Source organism: Frigoribacterium sp. PvP032 (assembly GCF_017833035.1).
In the GTDB taxonomy this organism is placed as follows: Bacteria; Actinomycetota; Actinomycetes; order Actinomycetales; family Microbacteriaceae; genus Frigoribacterium.
This window is the reverse complement of sequence record NZ_JAFIBM010000001.1, coordinates 2,563,132-2,581,630: the sequence shown is the minus strand read 5'-3', so window position 1 is coordinate 2,581,630 and position 18,499 is coordinate 2,563,132. Positions and strand designations below refer to the sequence as shown.

The following is an 18,499-nucleotide window of genomic DNA, read 5'->3' as shown; positions in this document are numbered from 1 at the left end:
GGGTCCGCGTCGTAGGATCGTCTCGGCCCTGACCGGGCCCGCCGAGGAAGGCCCCCAGTGACCCGTCTCCCACTCGCCGCCCTGCGCGCGGGCGTCGTCGTGCTCGTCGCCGTCGCCCTCGCCGGCTGCACGTCCGACGAGGTGGCCCCGAGCCCGACGCCCACCGCGGACGGCGCGACGCCAGCGCCCGACCCCTCGCTCACGGCCGAGTCGACGACCGACGAGGCCAAGGCCTTCTTCGACCTGACCGTGTCGCGGCACCTCGACGGCGGAGGCGCCGGTGACGGCAGGACGATCGTCGACACGCTCGCCGCAGCCGGCTTCGACAAGGCCGCCATGCAGGTGACGCCCGACTCGACGTCCATAGGGCGTGCGGCCGACACCGTGCAGTTCTCGGTGCTCTGGGGCACCGACTGCCTCGTGGGGCAGACGGGCGCGACGGGGTTCGCCAGCGAGGTGGCGCCCGTCCTCGGCACCGGCTCCTGCCTCGTCGGCACCACCCGCACGATCGACTGGTGACGGCGCCCCACCGATAGACTCGTGGGCATGGCCGAATACATCTACTCCATGGTCCGTGCCCGCAAGGCGGTCGGCGACAAGCTGATCCTCGACGACGTGACCATGTCGTTCATCCCCGGCGCCAAGATCGGCGTCGTCGGCCCCAACGGAGCCGGCAAGTCCACGATCCTCAAGATCATGGCCGGGCTCGACACCCCCAGCAACGGCGAGGCGAAGCTCTCGCCCGGCTACACCGTCGGCATCCTCATGCAAGAGCCCGAGCTCGACGAGACGAAGACCGTCCTCGAGAACGTGCAGGAGGGCGTCGGCCCGATCAAGCAGAAGCTCGACCGCTTCAACGAGGTGTCGGCCGCGATGGCCGAGCCCGACGCGGACTTCGACGCGCTGCTCGCCGAGATGGGCACCCTGCAGGAGGACATCGACGCCGCCGACGCGTGGGATCTCGACTCGCAGCTCGAGCAGGCGATGTCGGCCCTGCGGACGCCCCCGGGCGACTCCGAGGTCGCGAACCTGTCGGGCGGCGAGAAGCGCCGCGTCGCGCTCTGCAAGCTCCTGCTGCAGAAGCCCGACCTGCTGCTCCTCGACGAGCCCACCAACCACCTCGACGCCGAGAGCGTGCTCTGGCTCGAGCAGCACCTCAGCAAGTACCCCGGCGCCGTCCTCGCCGTGACGCACGACCGGTACTTCCTCGACCACGTCGCCGAGTGGATCGCCGAGGTCGACCGCGGTCGCCTCTACCCCTACGAGGGCAACTACTCGACGTACCTCGAGAAGAAGGGCGAGCGCCTGCAGGTCCAGGGCAAGAAGGACGCGAAGCTCGCCAAGCGCCTCTCCTCCGAGCTCGAGTGGGTCCGCAGCAACGCGAAGGGCCGCCAGGCCAAGTCGAAGGCGCGCCTCGCCCGCTACGAGGAGATGGCGACCGAGGCCGAGCGCACGAGGGTCCTCGACTTCGAGGAGATCGTGATCCCGGTCGGGCCGCGCCTCGGCTCGCAGGTCATCGACGCGAAGAAGCTCCGCAAGCAGTTCGGCGAGCGCGTGCTGATCGACGACCTCACCTTCACGCTGCCCCGCAACGGCATCGTCGGCGTCATCGGCCCGAACGGCGTCGGCAAGACCACGCTCTTCAAGACGATCGTCGGCCTCGAGCCGCTCGACGGCGGCGACCTCCGGGTCGGCGAGACGGTCGACATCTCGTACGTCGACCAGAGCCGCGGCGGCATCGACCCGAACAAGAACCTGTGGGAGGTGGTGTCCGAGGGGCACGACTACATCCAGGTCGGCAAGACGGAGATCCCCTCGCGGGCCTACGTCTCGCAGTTCGGCTTCAAGGGCCCCGACCAGCAGAAGAAGGCCGGCGTGCTCTCCGGTGGTGAGCGCAACCGCCTGAACCTGGCGCTGACCCTCAAGCAGGGCGGCAACCTCCTGCTGCTCGACGAGCCCACCAACGACCTCGACGTCGAGACGCTGGGCAGCCTCGAGAACGCGCTGCTCGAGTTCCCCGGCTGCGCCGTGGTCATCACCCACGACCGGTGGTTCCTCGACCGGATCGCCACGCACATCCTCTCGTGGGAGGGCCTGAACGACGACGGCACCCCCAACTGGTACTGGTTCGAGGGCAACTTCGAGTCCTACGAGGAGAACAAGGTCGAGCGCCTGGGCGCGGACGCGGCGAAGCCCAGCTCCGCGACGTACCGCAAGCTGACGCGCGACTGAGATGACCCGCCTGCACGTGCCGACGAGGGTCCGCTGGAGCGACCTGGACGCCTACCGGCACGTGAACAACGCGTCGATGCTGCGCCTCCTCGAGGAGGCGCGCATCGACGCGTTCTGGGTCTCGGACGGCACCGTCGGCGAGACCTCGGGCGCGGCCGTGCTCGACGGCCGGCCGGACGCCGCGACGATGACGCTCATCGCCCGTCAGGAGCTCGAGTACCTCGTGCCCGTGCCGTACCTGCGGGCGCCGCTCGACGTGCAGATCTGGATCGGCCGTCTCGGGGGCGCCAGCCTCGAGGTCTGCTACGAGGTCTGGTCGCCCGCGGCGGTCGAGCCGGCCGTGCTCTACACGAGGGCGTCGACCTCGATCGTCCTCGTCGACACGGCCTCCGGCACGCCACGGCGGATCACCGACGACGAGCGAGCCGCCTGGACGCCGTTCGTCGAGGAGCCCCTGACGTTCCGACGTCGCTAGCCCGACCGGTTCAGGAGCGGGGGACCCGCACCATCCCCTCCTGGGCGACGCTCGCGACGAGGGTGCCCGAGCGGTCGTAGATCCGGCCGAGCGACAGCCCGCGCCCGCCGACGGCGGTCGGGGACTCCTGCACGTAGAGCAGCCACTCGTCGACGCGTGCCGGACGGTGCCACCACATCGCGTGGTCGAGGCTCGCGACCTTGAGCCCCGGCGTCACGAGCGGCACGCCGTGGCGGCGGTAGATCGGCTCGAGCAGCGTGTAGTCGCTGGCGTACAGCAGGGAGGCGCGGTGCAGGTCGGGGTCGTCGGGCAGGGCGCCCGTAGCCCGCAGCCACACGGCCTGGTGCTCGACCCTGGCGCCCTCGACGCTGAAGTAGACCGGGGACGGCACGTGGCGCATGTCGAAGGCGCGGTCGGCCGCCCAGGCCTGGGCGATCGGGTGGTCGACGGCGCCGAGCAGCTCGGCGTCGCTCGGCACGTCCTCCGGCTCGGGCAGCCCCTCGGGCATCGCGACCTGGTGCTCGAGGCCGTCGTCCGGGGTCTGGAACGACGCGATCATGGAGAAGATCGGCAGGCCGTCCTGCGACGCCTGAGTACGGCGGGTGGCGAAGGAACGACCGTCGTGGATGCGGTCCACCGTGAACGTGATGGGGATCGTGAGGTCGCCAGGGCGGAGGAAGTACCCGTGCAGCGAGTGGACCGGGCGGTCGCCCACGATGGTCCGCTGGGCGGCGACGAGCGCCTGCGCCATGACCTGGCCGCCGAAGACCCGGCCGAGCGGCTCGGGCTGCGACGTGCCGGTGAAGACGTCCTGTCCGCCGACGATGCCGGCCGGCGCGAGGTCGAGGGTGGCGAGCAGGTTCTGCAGGGGATCGGCGCTCATCCGATGTAGTTTAGGGGGCCGATGAGCCGTACATTCGCCCTCCCTGATTCCCTGTCCCTCAGCGACCTCGCGACCTTCCTCGGCCGTGCCGGACGTGTCGAGGACGGCTCCGTGCGCCTGGTCGCCGGTTCCGGCGTCCTCGCCGTGTACGCGGCCGTCTTCTACCCGCTGGGCCTGCTCGACTCGAGCCCGACAGTGCTGGGCCTCCGCACCTTCCAGCTCGACGACGCCCCCGAGTTCGACGCGGTGGTGCCCGTCCGATCCCTGAAGGAGCGGCTTGTCCGGCTGCAGAACGACGTGGTCGACCCGACGGCACCGGTGACCGTCACCCTGCCGATCGAGGTCGCGACCGTCACCTGGGCCGCGATCTCGCCGCCCCGCGGGGGCTGGGTGCCCCAGGGCGCCGCCGACGCCCAGGCGCTGGACGCCGCGGCGACGGCAGGGATCGACGAGATCGCCTCCGCCCTGCCCGAGAACGCGGGCGAGCAGATCGTGCACCGTGTGCGGTCCGAGGTGTGGTCCCGTCCGGTCGACGGCGTCGAGTCCGTCCCGGCCGGTGCTGCGTTCGCAGCCCTCAGCCTCGGCTTCCTCGGCGAGGGCGAGGCCGTCTCGCTCTACGAGACAGGTGCTTGGACCCGGCTGACGACCGGGCGCGGGCACGTCCTGGTCAAGCGCCGGGCGCGTTGACCATGGCGTGGGCCGCCCGGTCGAGGTAGGCCCACAGCGTCGCGTCGTGGAGGGGCGAGAGCTCGAGCTCGTCGACTGCGGTGCGCATGTGGTGCAGCCACCTGTCCCGCGCCTCCGGCGTGATCGTGAACGGCATGTGCCGCATCCGCAGCCGCGGGTGGCCACGCTCGTCGCTGTAGGTGGTCGGGCCGCCCCAGTACTGCTCGAGGAACCCGGCGAGACGCTGGATCGCGCCCTCGAGGTCGCCCTCCGGGTACATCGGCCAGAGCACGTCGTCGGTCTGGACGCCCACGTAGAAGCGACGGACGAGTCGCTCGAAGGTCGCTCGCCCGCCGATCTGCTGCCAGAAGTTGCCCTGGGCGTCGTCGCGGCCCATGCCGCTCCGGAGCGTGATCGGTTGCGACGAGCCCGCAGGAGGCGGGCCGACGGGGAGATCTGTCACGAGCGCTTGCCCTTCGTGGGTCGGACGTGCGGGGTGGGCACGGTCTGCGGGGGGCGTGCGCCCTGCACCGAGGAGGCGCCGTCGAAGCCGGTGAGGACGACGCTGCTGAGGGACGGCAGCGTGATGCCGAGCTCGTCCGTCGCCTTCTTCAGGCGCGACCGGAGCTCGCGGTCGACGTTGTCGCGCTCGGACGAGCGGGCCTTCGACACGATGCGGATGACGACGTGCTCTTCTGCGATCGACTGCAGGCCCCAGATCTCGGGAGAGTCGATCATGCTGCGCCCCCACTTCGGCAGCGCCGCCATGTCGGTGGCGGCCTTGAGCATCGCCTCCTGGACGGCGTCGACGTCCGCCTCGTAGGGCACGGCGAGGTCGATGACGACCCGGGTCCAGCCCTGCGACATGTTGCCGACCCGGAGGATCTCGCCGTTGCGGACGAACCAGAGCACGCCGTTGACGTCGCGGATCTGGGTGACGCGGATGCCCACGGCCTCGACCACGCCGGTCGCCGGGCCGACGTCGACGACGTCGCCGACCCCCAGCTGGTCTTCCGCGACCATGAAGATGCCGTTGAGCAGGTCTTTCACGATGTTCTGCGCGCCGAAGGCGAGGCCGGCGCCCACGACGCTGGCCGCGCCGACGATGGCGACGACGTCGAAGCTCAGCTCGCCGAGCACGAGGACGAGCGCGACGCCGGCGATCAGCACCGTGACGACGTTGTTGAGCACGCTGCCGAGGGTGCGCGTGCGCTGCACGACGCGGACCGCCTGCAGGGGCGACGCGATCAGGGCCTGGGTGTCGTCGACGTTCTGCTTGCGCTTGATGCCGCTGACGACCTGGTCGACGACGCGGCGGATCATGAAGTGCAGCGCGACCCTCAGCAGCACCGCGACGACGATGATCGCGAGGATGCGGATGGGCACGCCCCACATCGTCCAGAAGGCCGCCCAGTCGAACTCGACGGGGGGATTGTCGGTGGGCGCCGCAGCGAGGAAGTCGATCATCCCGTCAAGCTTCGCACGAGCCGCCGACGCCGACCGAGAGCAGCCTGGACGCGAGAACGGCGGACCCTGTGAACAGGGCCCGCCGTCCGACGGTGACGCAGGAGGCGCGCGCTGTCCCGAGGGACGCCCGCGCCCCGTGGCTAGCGCGCGTCGACCGCCTGCACGCGGAGGGCGCGCTCGACGCCGGAGAGGCTCTCGATCACGATGCGCCGGAGCGCCGGCACGTCGGGGTTCGCGTCGAGCCAGGCGCGCGTCGTCTCGACCAGCTGCTGGTCGGCGAGCCCGGCCGGGTAGAGCCCCGAGACGAGCGTGTCGGCGATGTGGTAGCTGCGTGACTCCCAGATGCCCGTGAGCGACGAGAAGTAGCGCTCGACCACGGGCCGCAGCACGGCAGGGTCGTTCGTGTGCTGGAAGCCCTGGGCGGTCGCGCGCACGATGGCGTTCGGCTGCTCGGCGCTGTCGACGACCGACGCGAAGGCGGCGAGCTTGCCCTCGGCCGTGGGGATCGCGGCGCGGGCCCGAGCGGCTGCCTGCGCGCCGTTGGCGGTGTTGTCCGCCTCGAGTGCTGCGTCGATCTCGGCCTCGTCGGCGGCGCCGACGAGCACGAGGCCCTCGAGCAGCTCCCAGCGCAGGTCGGTGTCGACCTCGAGCCCGTCGAGAGCCAGCGAGCCGTCGTGCAGGGCGCGGAGCGCCTCGGCGTGCGCCGGGGTCGACACTGCGGCGGCGAGGAACTTCACGAACTGGAACTGTGCGTCCGACCCGGCCTCCGCCTCCTTCGCCAGCTCGAGGAGGCGGTCGCCGACCTCGGCGAGCACCTCGGCCCGGCGAGACGGCGCGACGTAGCTGCGCGCGGCCTGCACCAGCTGCGTGAGCGTCGTGCGGATCGTGGTCGACTCGGTCTCGCTCGCGATGTTCGACAGCACGAGGCGCACGTAGTCGGAGGGCGAGGTCTCGGCGTCGCGCGTCGCGTCCCAGACCGAGCCCCACACCAGGGCACGGGCCAGCGGGTCGGAGATCGCCGACAGGTGCTCGATCGCGGTGGCGAGCGACTGCTCGTCGAGGCGGATCTTCGCGTAGGCGAGGTCGTCGTCGTTGGTGAGCACGAGGGCTCCGCGGCGCTGGCCGACGAGCTCGGGCACGTCGGTGCGGGTGCCGTCGACGTCGATCTCGACCCGGTGCGTCCGCACCAGGGCGTCGCCGTCGAAGTCGTAGAGGCCGACCGCGAGGCGGTGCGGACGGATCGTCGGGTAGTCGGCCGGCGCCTCCTGCAGGAGGGCGAACGAGGTGATGACGCCGTCGGCGTCCGTCTCGATCTCGGGACGCAGCGTGTTGACGCCGGCGGTCTCGAGCCACTTCTCGCTCCAGCTCGTGAGCTCGCGCCCCGAGGTGGCCTCGAGCTCGACGAGGAGGTCGCGGAGCTCGGTGTTGGAGTGGTGGTGCTTCTGGAAGTACGCGGCGACGCCGGCGTAGAAGGCGTCGATTCCGACCCAGGCGACGAGCTGCTTCAGCACCGAGCCGCCCTTGGCGTAGGTGATGCCGTCGAAGTTGACCTGGACGTCCTCGAGGTCGTTGATCGTCGCGACGACGGGGTGCGTCGACGGGAGCTGGTCCTGGCGGTAGGCCCAGCTCTTCTCCATCGCCTGGAACGTCGTCCACGCCTCGGTCCACTCGGTGGCCTCGGCCGTCGAGATGGTCGACGCCCACTCGGCGAACGACTCGTTCAGCCAGAGGTCGTTCCACCACTTCATGGTGACGAGGTCGCCGAACCACATGTGGGCGAGCTCGTGCAGGATCGTGACGACCCGGCGCTCCTTGATGGCGTCGGTCACCTTGCTGCGGAACACGTAGGTCTCGACGAAGGTGACGGCGCCCGCGTTCTCCATCGCGCCGGCGTTGAACTCGGGCACGAAGAGCTGGTCGTACTTGTCGAACGGGTACGGGTAGCGGAACTTCTCCTCGTAGTACGCGAAGCCCTGACGCGTCTTCTCGAAGACGTAGTCGGCGTCGAGGAACTCGGTGAGCGAGCGACGCGTGAAGATGCCGAGGGGGATCGTGCGGCCGTCCGAGCTCGTGAGCTCGCTGCGCACGACGTCGTAGGGGCCGGCGACGATCGCCGTGATGTAGCTCGAGAGCACCGGGGTGGGCGAGAACGCCCAGGTGGCGACCTCGCCGTCGACCGCGGGCTCGGGCGTCGGCTGGTTCGAGACGACCTGCCAGCGGGAGGGGGCGGTCACGGTGAACTGGAACGTCGCCTTGAGGTCGGGCTGCTCGAAGACCGCGAAGACGCGGCGGCTGTCGGGCACCTCGAACTGCGAGTAGAGGTAGACCTCGTCGTCGACCGGGTCGACGAAGCGGTGCAGGCCCTCGCCGGTGTTCGTGTACTCGGCGTCGGCGACGACCTCGAGCACGTTCTCGGCGGCCAGGTCGTCGAGCTGGATGCGCACGCCGTCGTTCACCGCGGCGACGTCGAGCGCCGTGCCGTTCAGCGTGGCCGAGTGCACCGTGCGCGTGAGCGCGTCGATGAACGTCGAGGCACCGGGCGTCGCGGTGAAGCGGACCGTCGTCGAGCTGCCGAAGACCTCGGCCCCGCGGGTCAGGTCGAGCTCGATCTCGTACGACTGCACGTCGACGACGCTCTTGCGCTCCTGCGCCTCGAGTCGGGTCAGGTTCTCTCCGGGCACGCTTGCTCCATCCGTCTTGAGGTGTCGTTGCGGGACTCGTGGTCCCCGGACGAGCCTAGACCGGGCCCCCGACGCCGGGGTGCTCGCGGGGAGGTGTTCACTGGGGGCATGACAGACACCGTCGCCCCCGCGCCCCACACCTCCGTCGACTTCTGGTTCGATCCCTCCTGCCCCTGGGCCTGGATGACCAGCCGGTGGGTCGACGAGGTCGCCCGTCATCGCGACCTCGACGTGACGTTCCACATCATGAGCCTGGCGGTGCTGAACGAGGACAACGACGTGAGCGACGAGTACAGGGCGGCCTTCGCGCGGATGCTCCGCTACACCCGCCTCGTCACCGCCGCCGGGGAGCTGCACGGCCAGCAGATCGTGAAGCCGCTCTACGACGCCCTCGGCACCCGCATCCACCCGGGCGGCGAGACCGACGCCGACGTCGTCATCCCCGGCGCGCTCGCCGAGGTCGGCCTGCCCGCGGACTTCGCCGCCCACGCGGACTCGGACGAGTACGACGAGCAGATGCGCGCGAGCCACTTCGACGGCATCGGACGGGTGGGGCAGGACGTCGGGACCCCCGTGATCGCGGTGAACGGCACGGCCTTCTTCGGCCCGGTCATCTCGCCGGCGCCGAAGGGCGAGGTCGCGCTGACCCTGTGGGACGGCGTCGTCGCGGCCGCCTCCTACCCGGGCTTCTTCGAGATCAAGCGCACGCGCACGGTCGGTCCGATCTTCGACTGAGGCCGTCCTAGGATCGTCACCATGCGCATCCACGTGGCGACCGATCACGCCGGTCTCGACTTCAGCAAGACCGTCATCCGTCACCTCTCCGACGCCGGCCACGACGTCACCGACCACGGTCCGACCAGCTACGAGCCGCTCGACGACTACCCGTCGTTCTGCATCGCGGCGGCCCGCGCCGTCGTCCGTGACCAGCAGGCCGGGCACGAGGCCCTCGGCGTCGTCTTCGGCGGCTCAGGCAACGGCGAGCAGATCGCCGCGAACAAGGTCGAGGGGGTCCGCGCCGCCCTGGTCTGGAACGACTCGACCGCGAAGCTGGCGCGTCAGCACAACGACGCGAACGTGATCGCGATCGGCGCGCGGCAGCACACGGAGGCGGAGGCGCTGGCCTTCATCGACGCGTTCGTCGCGGAGCCCTTCAGCCACGACGAGCGCCACGTCCGCCGCATCGCCCAGGTCGGCGAGTACGAGACCACCGGGGCGATCGCCGGGCACCCGGTCGACTGACGACGTAACGTCGAGAGCGGCGGGGCCTCCGGGCCCCGCCGCTCCGTCGTCCCCCGTCGGACCGGCCACGGCCGATCCACCCAGCCAGTGAGGTGCCGCCGTGCCCGAGGGCCATTCCGTCCACCGCATCGCCAACCAGTTCGAGCAGACCTTCGTCGGGAGCCGGTGCGAGGTGAGCTCGCCCCAAGGGCGGTTCGCCGCGGGCGCCGAGAAGCTCGACGGCGCGACGATGGTCGACGCCAAGGCCGTCGGCAAGCAGATGTTCCTCGAGTTCGACAACGGCCTCTGGCTGCACGTGCACCTCGGCCTCTACGGGGCGTGGGACTTCGCGGGCGACATCGCCACGGGCCACTCGATGGCCGAGTCGCGGACGCGCAGGGCCCGCACCCGCAAGGCGGAGAACGCCCCCGACGACGACGGCGAGGACTCGATGGCGAGCATCGGGGCACCGCGTCGCAGCCGCGTGCGGATGGCCGAGCAGGAGAAGGCCGAGGACGACATCGAGTCGTTCCCGCCCGAGCCCGTCGGCCAGGTGCGCGTGCGCCTGCTCACCGACACGGCCGTCGGCGACCTGCGCGGCCCCACGAAGTGCGAGGTGCTCGACGCGGCCGGGGTCGACACGGCGATCGCCAAGCTCGGCCCGGACCCCCTCGTCGACTCGCCGAGGAAGGGGAGCGACCGCTTCGTCACGACGGTGCGCAAGAAGCGCACCCCGATCGGCCTGCTGCTGATGGACCAGAGCGTCGTGAGCGGCATCGGGAACATCTACCGTGCCGAGCTGCTCTTCCGTGCTCGGCTGGATCCGCACACCCCCGGCAACCAGGTCCCGGAGGACGTGCTGAAGGCGATCTACAAGGACTGGACCAAGCTGCTCCGCAGCGGCGTCGAGCTCGGCCAGATGATGACGATGGACGGCCTCACGAAGGCGCAGCACGCCAAGGCACTGCGCAGCCGGGCCGACCGGCACTGGGTCTACCACCGCGAGGGCCTGCCCTGCCGGGTCTGCGGCACGAACATCGTGATGGAGATGGCCGCGGGTCGGAAGCTCTACTGGTGCCCGGTCGACCAGACTTGAGCCCATGCGCCACACTCCGCACTTCGTCCAGTCCGACGTCGACGAGGTCAGACGGCTGATCCGCGAGAACCCGTGGGCCACGATCGTGGCCTCGACCGCGGAGGGCATCGTCGCGTCGCACTACCCGGTCGTGCTCGAGGACGACCGTGCCGACCCCGACGCGATCGTGCTGGTCAGCCACGTGGGCCGGCCCGACGAGCGCTCGCTCGAGCTGGGCACCGCCGAGGTGATGGTGATCGTCCAGGGCCCGCACGGCTACGTCTCGCCGGGGTGGTACCCCGCCGAGCAGATCATCCCGACCTGGAACCACGTCACGGCGCACCTCTGGGGCACGCCGGAGATCCTGTCGGACGACGAGAACTTCCGCGTGCTCGGCGAGCTCGTCGACCACTTCGAGCGCGTCATGCCCGAGCCGTCGACCCTCACGCTCGACGAGGAGGGCTCGCGCCGTGTGGCGAAGGGCACCGTCGGCATCCGGCTGCGGGTCACCCGGTTCGACGCGCGCGCCAAGCTGAGCCAGAACAAGGCGCCCGAGGTCGTCGACCGCATCGTGGACGAGCTCGAGCACGGCGAGCACTACGCGCAGCCGGCCCTGGCCGCCGAGATGCGTCGGGTCCGCGACCGATGAGCAGCAGCCAGCAGAGTGCCGGGACCTCCTCCGGACAGGGCGCCGGCACCGGCAGCGGGCCCGAGGAGGCGCCCCCCGTGCTCCTGAGGAACGCCCGCCTCACCGGCGTCCACAGCTCCGTCGACGCCGATCGCGTCGACGTCCTCCTGCGCGACGGCGTCGTCGCCGAGATCGGCCGGGGGCTCGCGGTCGTCGACGGCGCCGAGGTCGGCGGGGCCGCCGAGGTCGTCGACCTCGACGGCCGGTGGCTCGGGCCGGGCCTCTGGGACTCCCACGTGCACATGGACCAGTGGGCGCTCGTGCGTCGTCGCCTGGACGTGTCGGCGGCCGGGTCGGCCGCCGAGGCGGCGTCGCTCGTGGGGGAGCGTCTCCGCTCGCAGCCCCCGGCGCCCGGGCAGCCCCTGATCGGCTACGGGTTCCAGGACGCGCTCTGGGCCGACGAGCCCACCAGGGCCCTGCTCGACGCCGTCTCCGGCGACGTCCCCGTCGTGCTCGTCAGCAAGGACCTGCACTCCGTCTGGCTCGACTCCCGGGCCCTCGCGGCCCACGGTCACGCCGGCCACCCGACGGGCCTGCTGCGCGAGGCGGACGCCTTCGCCGTGAGCACCGCGGTCAGCGCCGTCTCGGAGGACCAGCTCGACGAGTGGGTGGGCGAGGCCGCCGAGGCCGCCGCCGCGAGAGGCGTCGTGGGGATCGTCGACCTCGAGATGACCCTCTCGGTCGACCGCTGGGCCCGCAGGGTGGCGGCGGGCACGACGTGCCTCCGCGTGCGGGCCGGCGTCTACCCGGCCGACCTCGACGAGGTCGTCGACCGCGGCCTGCGCACCGGCGACGTGATCCCCGGCACGCACGGCCTCGTCGAGATGGGGCCGGCCAAGATCATCACCGACGGCTCGCTCGGCACCCGCACCGCGTGGTGCCGGGACGCCTACGTCGGCATGGAGGGCGACCCCGCGGCGCGGGGCGTGGCGACCTACGGGAAGGAGGCGCTCGTCGCCTACCTGAGACGCGCCTCCTCGGCGGGCCTGGTGCCCGCGGTGCACGCGATCGGCGACGCGGCGAACGCGTCGGCCCTCGACGCCCTCGAGGAGGTCGGCTGCGCCGGCTCGATCGAGCACGCGCAGCTGCTCGACCCCGACGACGTCGCCCGCTTCGCCCGGCTCGGCGTCGTGGCGAGCGTCCAGCCCGAGCACGCCATGGACGACCGCGACGTCGCCGACCGGCTGTGGGCGGGCCGCACCGGGCGCTCGTACGCCTGGGGGAGCCTCGCCGAGGCAGGGGTGCGCCTCCAGCTGGGCTCGGACGCCCCGGTCGCGCCGCTCGACCCCTGGGTGGCGATGGCGGCAGCCGTCTGGCGTGCCAGGGACGGCCGCGACCCGTGGCACCCGGAGCAGCGACTGGCAGCCCGGACGGCTCTCGCCGCGTCGACCGGCGGCCGGACGAGCGTCGAGATCGGCTCCGCGGCCGACCTGGTCGTGACGGAGGCCGACCCGCTCACCGCGACGGACCACGGGCTGCGCGCGATGGTCGTCTCGGCGACCCTGCTCGGAGGCAGGTTCACGCACCGCGCCCTCTAGGGTGCCCGGCCCCGGCCCCGGCCCCGGCCCCGTGTCCGAGTCAGGACGGGACCGCGCACGACGAAGGCCGCCGCCCCGAGGGGCGACGGCCTCCGTTCGTCAGGAGGGGCGGGCTCAGCCGGCGACGTGCGCGGCGAGGAACCAGCGGTCCTTCTCGAGACCACGGGAGATCTCGATGGCCACGTCCTGGCTGGACGCGTCGAGCTCGCCGAGCTCGTCGATGGCCGTGCGGACGGCGACGAGCGAGGCGTCGATCTGGGCGACCAGCTCGGCGATCGTGCGGTCGATCTGGTTGAAGCCGGGCGAGGTCGTCGGGATGCTGGTCTTGGCGGCGACCGTCTCGATGCGGGCGTCGACCGGCAGGCCGAGGGCGACGACGCGCTCCGCGGCGAGGTCGGCCCACTCGCGGGCGTGGTCGACGACCACGTCGATCAGCTCGTGCACGGCGACGAACGCGATGCCGCGGACGTGCCAGTGCGCCTGCTTGCCGTTGACCGACAGCGCCGTGAGGTCGGTCACGATCGGGCTGAGGAACTGGGCGACGCCGGCGGCGACGTCGGGGTCGACGGAACCCTGGGGGACGGTGATGGTGGTGGCGTCGGTCATGGCGGTGTCCTTTCCTAGACGATCTACCCCACGGTAGAGGGCTGAGGAAATTCCGCAAGCAAGCTGAGGCTCGGCTCACCGAGGGCAGCCTGGCCTCACCTCCCCGTGCGGGGGATAACCCCACCAGTCTCTCGGGCGCTGGCACCATGGGTCCTGGCCCGCGCCTCCGCGAGGCTCGAGGCATGACCCAGGAGAGCACCATCAGCGCCCCCACGAACCCCTACCTCTCGCCGCCGGCCCCGCCCGGCGGCTACGGGCGTCGCTGGCGTGCGCTGCCCCGCGAGCTCGGCTACGTCGCGCTCTCGGCCGTGCTGGTCGTCGTGATCGGCGGCCTCTCCACCTTGTTCTTCCGCTCGCTCGGCCAGGCCGACAACTCGGTCGTCGGGTTCGTCTTCCTCGCCCTCGTGGTCTTCGCGAGCCTGTGGCTGGCGCGCTGGTTCGGGACCTTCGAGGTGATCCGCCTGCGCTGGGCGATCGACCGGCCGGTGCGGCCCGTCGACTGGACGCCGAACACGACCTGGGGCCGCTCCGACAACCGGGCGGTCCGCGCGCTGTCGGCGTTCGCGAACCCGCACTACTGGCTCTACCTGCTCTACGGCCTCGTCGTGTTCCCGGCCGCGGCCGCCCTCACGACGACCGTCATCGTGCTGCTGGTCGCAGGCCCCGCCCTGCTGTTCGTCTTCGGCGGCGTCGTCGTCGGGAGCGTGCCCGGCGGCAACGGCCTGCACACGGTCTTCGGGGGCGGCGCCGGGCTGCTGCTCCTCCTCCTGGGGGCCGTCGTGCTCGCCGGCGTCGTGCTGCTGATGCCCTTCGTCGTGCACGGCTTCGTCGTCATGCACCACGCGATCGCGGCGGCCATGCTCGGCGGCTTCCGCAGCGACGAGCTCGCCGTCGAGCTCGCCGACCGCGAGATCTCCCGCACCGCGGCGCTGTCCGCCGAGGGCACGGCCCTCCGGCGCCTGGAGCGCGACATCCACGACGGGCCGCAGCAGCGCCTCGTCCGGCTGCAGATGGACCTCGCCGCGGCGGCCAGGGCCGTCGACTCCGACCCGGAGAAGGGCAAGGCCCTGATCGAGGAGGCGCGGGCCCAGTCGCGCGAGGCCCTCGAGGAGCTGCGCGCCCTGTCCCGCGGCTTCGCGCCTCCTCTGCTGCTCGACCGGGGGCTGGTCGCGGCGCTCGAGTCCCTCGTCGACCGGGCCGTCATACCGACGGCGCTCCTGAACCGGGTCCCCGCCCACGTCGTGCTGCCCGCGGACATCGAGCGGAACGCCTACTTCATCGCCTCCGAGCTCGTGACCAACACCGGCAAGCACTCGTCCGCGAGCTCGGCCGACCTCGCGCTGCGCACGCGGACGGCGCCCGACGGCAGGGGCACCCTGCTCGAGCTCGTCGTCACCGACGACGGACACGGCGGCGCGGGCCTCCGCGACGGGCACGGCCTCGCCGGGGTGCAGGAACGCCTCGTCGGCCTGGGCGGGTTCCTCGACATCTCCAGCCCGGCAGGCGGACCGACCATCGTCACGGTGAGCATCCCGCTCGTCGACGACTCGGCCGCCGAGGCCGAGCCGACTGCTCCCTAGACTGACGGGGTGCCCGAGCGACCTGTGACCCCCGCCCTGCGCGTCGTCGTCGCGGACGACTCGGTGCTGCTCCGCGAGGGGCTCGTCCGGCTGCTCGACGAGATCGGGGCCGACGTCGTCGGGGCCTACGGCGACGCGGACTCCCTGCTCGCCCAGCTCGACGAGAAGGCGCCGGACGTCGCGGTGCTCGACGTGCGCATGCCCCCGACCCACACCGACGAGGGGGTCCGTGCCGCGATCGAGGCCCGGCGCCGCCGTCCCGGCCTCGGGATCCTGCTGCTCTCCCAGTACGTCGAGGTGGCCTACGCCCGCGACCTGCTCGAGGCGGGCAGCGGAGGGGTGGGCTACCTGCTCAAGGACAGGGTCGCCTCCGTGGACGAGTTCGGCGACGCGCTCGGCCGGGTGGCCGACGGCGGCACGGTGCTCGACCCCCAGGTCGTCTCGCAGCTGCTCGGGCGTCGGGGCGATCCGCTCGCCGCGTTGACGCCCCGGGAGCGCGAGGTGCTCGGGCTGATGGCCGAGGGGCGCACCAACGCCGCCATCGCCGCGGCCCTCGTGATCGGCACCGGCGCGGTGGAGAAGAACGTCACCTCGATCTTCCAGAAGCTGCTGCTCGAGGACAGCGGCAGCGACCACCGTCGGGTGCTCGCCGTGCTCGCGTTCCTGCAGCGGTAGCTCGCGGCGACGGCGACGAGTGGTTCCCTAGCTCGTCGCGGACGTGCTTGCCGGTGCGTCGTCGACCGCGGGTCCGGCCTGCAGCAGGTCGTCGCGCGGGTCGCCCACGTCGAGGATCGTCTCGCGGAGCGACTCGCCCAGTCGCTGGTAGCCGGCCGTCGTGGGGTGGATGCCGTCGGGCGACGTGCCTGCCGCGAAGACGAGGCCGTCGCGGGCGAAGCCCCACGGGTCGGTCCAGGTCCAGCCCTTCTCGAGCACGTGCCGCTCGAGGGCGCGCTGGTACACGGCGGCGGCCGCGGGGGAGCGGTCGTAGGGCGGGATGGCCGCGACGACGACGTGCCGAGGGGCGATCGTGGCGACGACCGCGTCGTACGAGGCCGCGGACTCGGCGAAGCCGATCCCCTTGCGCACGTCGTTCGTGCCCGACATCAGCACGAGCACGTCGACGTCGGCGACCGGGGTCACGACCGCGGCCTGCTCCTGGATCGTGCTGCCGCCCTTGGCGTACCCGCCGACCCACTCGACGCCGTCGCCGCGCGCGTACGTCATCCACGTGTTCGCGTCGAGGCCGTCGCTGAGCAGTCGCCCGCCGCCGGCGGTCAGCGAGTCGCCGACGATCGCGACGCGCACGGCGTCTCGGTCCTCGTCGGCCGCGTGGTCGCCGGGCACGGCCGACGCGGCGGCCTGCGGGGCAGAGGCCGGGGCAGACCCGAAGGAGGCGGTGGTCGCGGGGGCGCTGCACCCCGTCGCGAGCAGGGCCAGGCCCGCCGCCGCGAGCGCGGCCCCGGCGATCTTCGCGCGATCCATCCTCAGATCATGAGGCATCCCCGCGGCGGCTCACGACCAAGCCGCAGCTGCAGGCATCCCCTCTTCGGGGGCAGCAGACGAGAATTCGGAGGGGATGACGGGAATCGAACCCGCGCCATCAGTTTGGAAAACTGAGGCTCTACCATTGAGCTACATCCCCGGAGTGACCTGCGCCACATGGGTGCTGCCAACTATAGGGCATGTCTCCGACCGGCCCCGCACGGGCGCCCGTCAGGTCGGCTAGACTCCTACGAGGCTTGTCTCCACCCGACCTCAACGGGACCAACGGAGCTCGTCGTGACAGGTGATATACGGGGCGTAGCGTAGTGGCTAGCGCGTCCGTTTTGGGGGCGGAAGATCGCAGGTTCGAGTCCTGTCGCCCCGACGATCGTCTACCTGCTGTCTCGGACGTGAGTTCAGCACAACCAACACAGGAGAAGCCCCACATTGGTCCAGACCACCGTTGAGAAGCTCAGCCCCACGCGCGTCAAGCTCAACATCGTCGTCAGCCCTGACGAGCTCAAGCCCAGCGTCACGCACGCCTACGGCCACATCGCGGAGTCGATCAACATCCCCGGCTTCCGCAAGGGCAAGGTGCCGCCGCCCATCATCGACCAGCGCGTCGGTCGTGAAGAGGTCCTGAACCACGCGGTCAGCGAGAGCCTCGACAAGTTCTACCGCGAGGCCGTCTCCGAGACCGAGATCCGCGTCCTGGGTCGCCCCGAGGCCGATGTCGTCTCCTGGCCCGACGTGAAGGACTTCTCCGGCGACCTGACCATCGCCGTCGAGGTCGACGTGCGTCCCGACTTCGACCTGCCCGACTACGAGGGCATCGAGCTCACGGTCGACTCGGTCGAGATCAGCGACGACGAGGTCGACGAGGAGCTGTCGAACCTGCGCACGCGCTTCGGCACCCTCGTCACCGTCGACCGCCCGGCCACGACCGGCGACTTCGTCCAGATCGACCTGACGGCCACCATCGGCGACGACACCGTCGACACCGCCCAGGGCGTGTCGTACGAGCTCGGCTCAGGCGAGCTCATCGAGGGCATCGACGAGGCCCTCGAGTCGCTGACCGCCGACGAGAGCACCACCTTCGAGTCGAAGCTGCTCGGCGGGGACCGCGAGGGCGAGACCGCCCAGATCGCCGTGACCGTCACCGCGGTCAAGGAGCGCGAGCTCCCCGAGGCCGACGACGACTTCGCGCAGATCGCCAGCCAGTTCGACACCATCGACGAGCTCAAGGGCGACCTGAAGGAGCAGCTGGCCAAGTCGAAGACGTTCGGCCAGGGCGCCCAGGCTCGCGACCAGGTCGTCGAGAAGCTGCTCGAGTCCGTCGAGATCCCCGTGCCCGAGAAGCTCGTCGAGGACGAGGTGCACCGTCACCTCGAGCAGGAGAACCGCCTCGAAGATGCTGAGCACCGCACCGAGGTGACCGAGAGCAGCGAGAAGGCCTTCCGCAACCAGATCCTCCTCGACGCGATCGCCGAGAAGGAAGAGGTCAAGGTCGAGCAGGACGAGCTGACCCAGTACCTGATCCAGGGCGCCGCCCAGTACGGCATGGAGCCCGGCGAGTTCATCAAGGTGCTCGACCAGAACGGCCAGATCCCGGCCATGGTGGGAGAGGTCGCCCGCAGCAAGGCCCTCGCGGTCGTGCTGTCGAAGGCCAAGGTCGTCGACGGCGAGGGCAACGAGGTCGACCTGTCTGCCTTCACCGCCACCGCGGGCGTCGGCGGCGACGACGACCACGAGGGTCACGACCACGCGTGAGCTGAGCTGACGCGTCGCTGACGAGTCGAGAGGGCCGGGTGCTTCTGCACCCGGCCCTCCGTCGTGCGGGGCGGAAGTTATTGCCGTGGGCGAACAGCCCGGAACCCGTGCGCCCCACCGGATAGATTCGACGAC

Annotated in this window: 18 protein-coding genes and 2 tRNA genes; 13 read left to right on the top strand and 7 right to left on the bottom strand. The window is 71.4% G+C overall.

Features of this window, described 5'->3' with window-relative positions:
- Positions 1–57: 57 nt before the first annotated feature.
- From JOE35_RS11825 to JOE35_RS11815, 3 genes are read left to right on the top strand one after another with little or no spacing between them, the layout of a single operon-like run.
- Entirely contained in the window at positions 58–519 is a 462-nt protein-coding gene (locus tag JOE35_RS11825; protein WP_209561232.1) for a hypothetical protein, read from the top strand.
- Positions 520–546: 27 nt separating this feature from the next.
- On the top strand, positions 547–2,232 hold the full coding sequence (gene ettA, locus JOE35_RS11820; protein ID WP_209561231.1) for an energy-dependent translational throttle protein EttA: 1,686 nt from the start codon (positions 547–549) through the stop codon (positions 2,230–2,232).
- Between the two features lies 1 nt (position 2,233).
- A complete protein-coding gene (locus tag JOE35_RS11815; RefSeq protein ID WP_209561230.1) occupies positions 2,234–2,707 on the top strand; it encodes a thioesterase family protein in 474 nt (157 codons plus the stop codon).
- A gap of 10 nt (positions 2,708–2,717) precedes the next feature.
- Here the strand turns inward: JOE35_RS11815 and JOE35_RS11810 are convergent, their stop codons facing one another.
- Positions 2,718–3,590, bottom strand: a complete 873-nt coding sequence (locus tag JOE35_RS11810) for an acyl-CoA thioesterase II (RefSeq protein ID WP_209561229.1) — start codon at positions 3,588–3,590, stop codon at positions 2,718–2,720.
- Positions 3,591–3,611: 21 nt separating this feature from the next.
- Here JOE35_RS11810 and JOE35_RS11805 point away from each other — a divergent pair, with 21 nt between their 5' ends.
- A complete protein-coding gene (locus JOE35_RS11805) occupies positions 3,612–4,277 on the top strand; it encodes a hypothetical protein (protein WP_209561228.1) in 666 nt (221 codons plus the stop codon).
- Here the strand turns inward: JOE35_RS11805 and JOE35_RS11800 are convergent.
- The 3 genes from JOE35_RS11800 to pepN all read right to left on the bottom strand — a co-directional run bounded on the left by JOE35_RS11800 (position 4,258) and on the right by pepN (position 8,404).
- A complete protein-coding gene (locus tag JOE35_RS11800; RefSeq protein ID WP_209562038.1) occupies positions 4,258–4,653 on the bottom strand; it encodes a globin in 396 nt (131 codons plus the stop codon). The two genes, JOE35_RS11805 and JOE35_RS11800, sit on opposite strands and share 20 nt — an antisense overlap.
- Before the next feature lie 62 nt (positions 4,654–4,715).
- Entirely contained in the window at positions 4,716–5,723 is a 1,008-nt protein-coding gene (locus JOE35_RS11795; protein WP_245186103.1) for a mechanosensitive ion channel family protein, read from the bottom strand.
- A gap of 140 nt (positions 5,724–5,863) precedes the next feature.
- Complete coding sequence (gene pepN, locus JOE35_RS11790) at positions 5,864–8,404, bottom strand: aminopeptidase N (protein WP_209561227.1); 2,541 nt, start codon at positions 8,402–8,404, stop codon at positions 5,864–5,866.
- A gap of 108 nt (positions 8,405–8,512) precedes the next feature.
- On the opposite strand from pepN, the gene JOE35_RS11785 reads away from it, so the two are divergent.
- The 5 genes from JOE35_RS11785 (at position 8,513) to JOE35_RS11765 (ending at position 12,926) form a co-directional block, all read left to right on the top strand.
- On the top strand, positions 8,513–9,139 hold the full coding sequence (locus JOE35_RS11785) for a DsbA family protein (RefSeq protein ID WP_209561226.1): 627 nt from the start codon (positions 8,513–8,515) through the stop codon (positions 9,137–9,139).
- Positions 9,140–9,160: 21 nt separating this feature from the next.
- A complete protein-coding gene (locus JOE35_RS11780; RefSeq protein WP_209561225.1) occupies positions 9,161–9,646 on the top strand; it encodes a ribose-5-phosphate isomerase in 486 nt (161 codons plus the stop codon).
- Positions 9,647–9,746: 100 nt separating this feature from the next.
- Positions 9,747–10,721 carry an Fpg/Nei family DNA glycosylase gene (locus tag JOE35_RS11775; RefSeq protein ID WP_209561224.1) on the top strand — a complete coding sequence of 325 codons (975 nt, stop codon included), beginning with the start codon at positions 9,747–9,749 and terminating at the stop codon, positions 10,719–10,721.
- Positions 10,722–10,725: 4 nt separating this feature from the next.
- Complete coding sequence (locus JOE35_RS11770) at positions 10,726–11,349, top strand: FMN-binding negative transcriptional regulator (protein WP_209561223.1); 624 nt, start codon at positions 10,726–10,728, stop codon at positions 11,347–11,349.
- Positions 11,346–12,926, top strand: a complete 1,581-nt coding sequence (locus JOE35_RS11765; protein WP_209561222.1) for an amidohydrolase — start codon at positions 11,346–11,348, stop codon at positions 12,924–12,926. The genes JOE35_RS11770 and JOE35_RS11765 overlap by 4 nt, the downstream gene beginning before the upstream one ends.
- A gap of 114 nt (positions 12,927–13,040) precedes the next feature.
- On the opposite strand, the gene JOE35_RS11760 is transcribed toward JOE35_RS11765, so the two are convergent.
- The gene (locus JOE35_RS11760) at positions 13,041–13,532 is read right to left on the bottom strand and encodes a Dps family protein (RefSeq protein WP_123548224.1); all 492 of its coding nucleotides are present in this window, start codon (positions 13,530–13,532) and stop codon (positions 13,041–13,043) included.
- 182 nt (positions 13,533–13,714) lie between these two features.
- Between JOE35_RS11760 and JOE35_RS11755 the strand changes: the two genes are divergently transcribed.
- Entirely contained in the window at positions 13,715–15,112 is a 1,398-nt protein-coding gene (locus JOE35_RS11755; protein ID WP_209561221.1) for a histidine kinase, read from the top strand.
- 36 nt (positions 15,113–15,148) lie between these two features.
- Complete coding sequence (locus tag JOE35_RS11750) at positions 15,149–15,787, top strand: response regulator transcription factor (protein WP_209562036.1); 639 nt, start codon at positions 15,149–15,151, stop codon at positions 15,785–15,787.
- 27 nt (positions 15,788–15,814) lie between these two features.
- On the opposite strand, the gene JOE35_RS11745 is transcribed toward JOE35_RS11750, so the two are convergent.
- Positions 15,815–16,594, bottom strand: a complete 780-nt coding sequence (locus tag JOE35_RS11745; RefSeq protein ID WP_209561220.1) for an SGNH/GDSL hydrolase family protein — start codon at positions 16,592–16,594, stop codon at positions 15,815–15,817.
- 89 nt (positions 16,595–16,683) lie between these two features.
- Positions 16,684–16,754, bottom strand: a tRNA-Gly gene (locus tag JOE35_RS11740).
- A gap of 152 nt (positions 16,755–16,906) precedes the next feature.
- On the opposite strand from JOE35_RS11740, the gene JOE35_RS11735 reads away from it, so the two are divergent.
- Together JOE35_RS11735 and tig are read left to right on the top strand one after the other, a co-directional pair.
- Positions 16,907–16,979: transfer RNA gene (locus JOE35_RS11735), tRNA-Pro, on the top strand.
- A gap of 62 nt (positions 16,980–17,041) precedes the next feature.
- A complete protein-coding gene (tig, locus tag JOE35_RS11730) occupies positions 17,042–18,364 on the top strand; it encodes a trigger factor (protein WP_209561219.1) in 1,323 nt (440 codons plus the stop codon).
- The last annotated feature ends 135 nt before the right edge of the window (positions 18,365–18,499 follow it).

Excerpts from the sequence above, each read along its gene's own strand:
- JOE35_RS11760 (WP_123548224.1), bottom strand. The coding sequence starts at position 13,532 with ATGACCGACGCCACCACCATCACCGTCCCCCAGGGTTCCGTCGACCCC.
- JOE35_RS11770 (WP_209561223.1), top strand. The coding sequence starts at position 10,726 with ATGCGCCACACTCCGCACTTCGTCCAGTCCGACGTCGACGAGGTCAGA.
- ettA (WP_209561231.1), top strand. The coding sequence starts at position 547 with ATGGCCGAATACATCTACTCCATGGTCCGTGCCCGCAAGGCGGTCGGC.
- JOE35_RS11795 (WP_245186103.1), bottom strand. The coding sequence starts at position 5,723 with ATGATCGACTTCCTCGCTGCGGCGCCCACCGACAATCCCCCCGTCGAG.
- JOE35_RS11785 (WP_209561226.1), top strand. The coding sequence starts at position 8,513 with ATGACAGACACCGTCGCCCCCGCGCCCCACACCTCCGTCGACTTCTGG.
- JOE35_RS11805 (WP_209561228.1), top strand. The coding sequence starts at position 3,612 with ATGAGCCGTACATTCGCCCTCCCTGATTCCCTGTCCCTCAGCGACCTC.
- JOE35_RS11745 (WP_209561220.1), bottom strand. The coding sequence starts at position 16,594 with ATGGATCGCGCGAAGATCGCCGGGGCCGCGCTCGCGGCGGCGGGCCTG.
- JOE35_RS11815 (WP_209561230.1), top strand. The coding sequence starts at position 2,234 with ATGACCCGCCTGCACGTGCCGACGAGGGTCCGCTGGAGCGACCTGGAC.
- JOE35_RS11765 (WP_209561222.1), top strand. The coding sequence starts at position 11,346 with ATGAGCAGCAGCCAGCAGAGTGCCGGGACCTCCTCCGGACAGGGCGCC.
- JOE35_RS11810 (WP_209561229.1), bottom strand. The coding sequence starts at position 3,590 with ATGAGCGCCGATCCCCTGCAGAACCTGCTCGCCACCCTCGACCTCGCG.
- JOE35_RS11755 (WP_209561221.1), top strand. The coding sequence starts at position 13,715 with ATGACCCAGGAGAGCACCATCAGCGCCCCCACGAACCCCTACCTCTCG.
- JOE35_RS11780 (WP_209561225.1), top strand. The coding sequence starts at position 9,161 with ATGCGCATCCACGTGGCGACCGATCACGCCGGTCTCGACTTCAGCAAG.
- JOE35_RS11800 (WP_209562038.1), bottom strand. The coding sequence starts at position 4,653 with ATGGGCCGCGACGACGCCCAGGGCAACTTCTGGCAGCAGATCGGCGGG.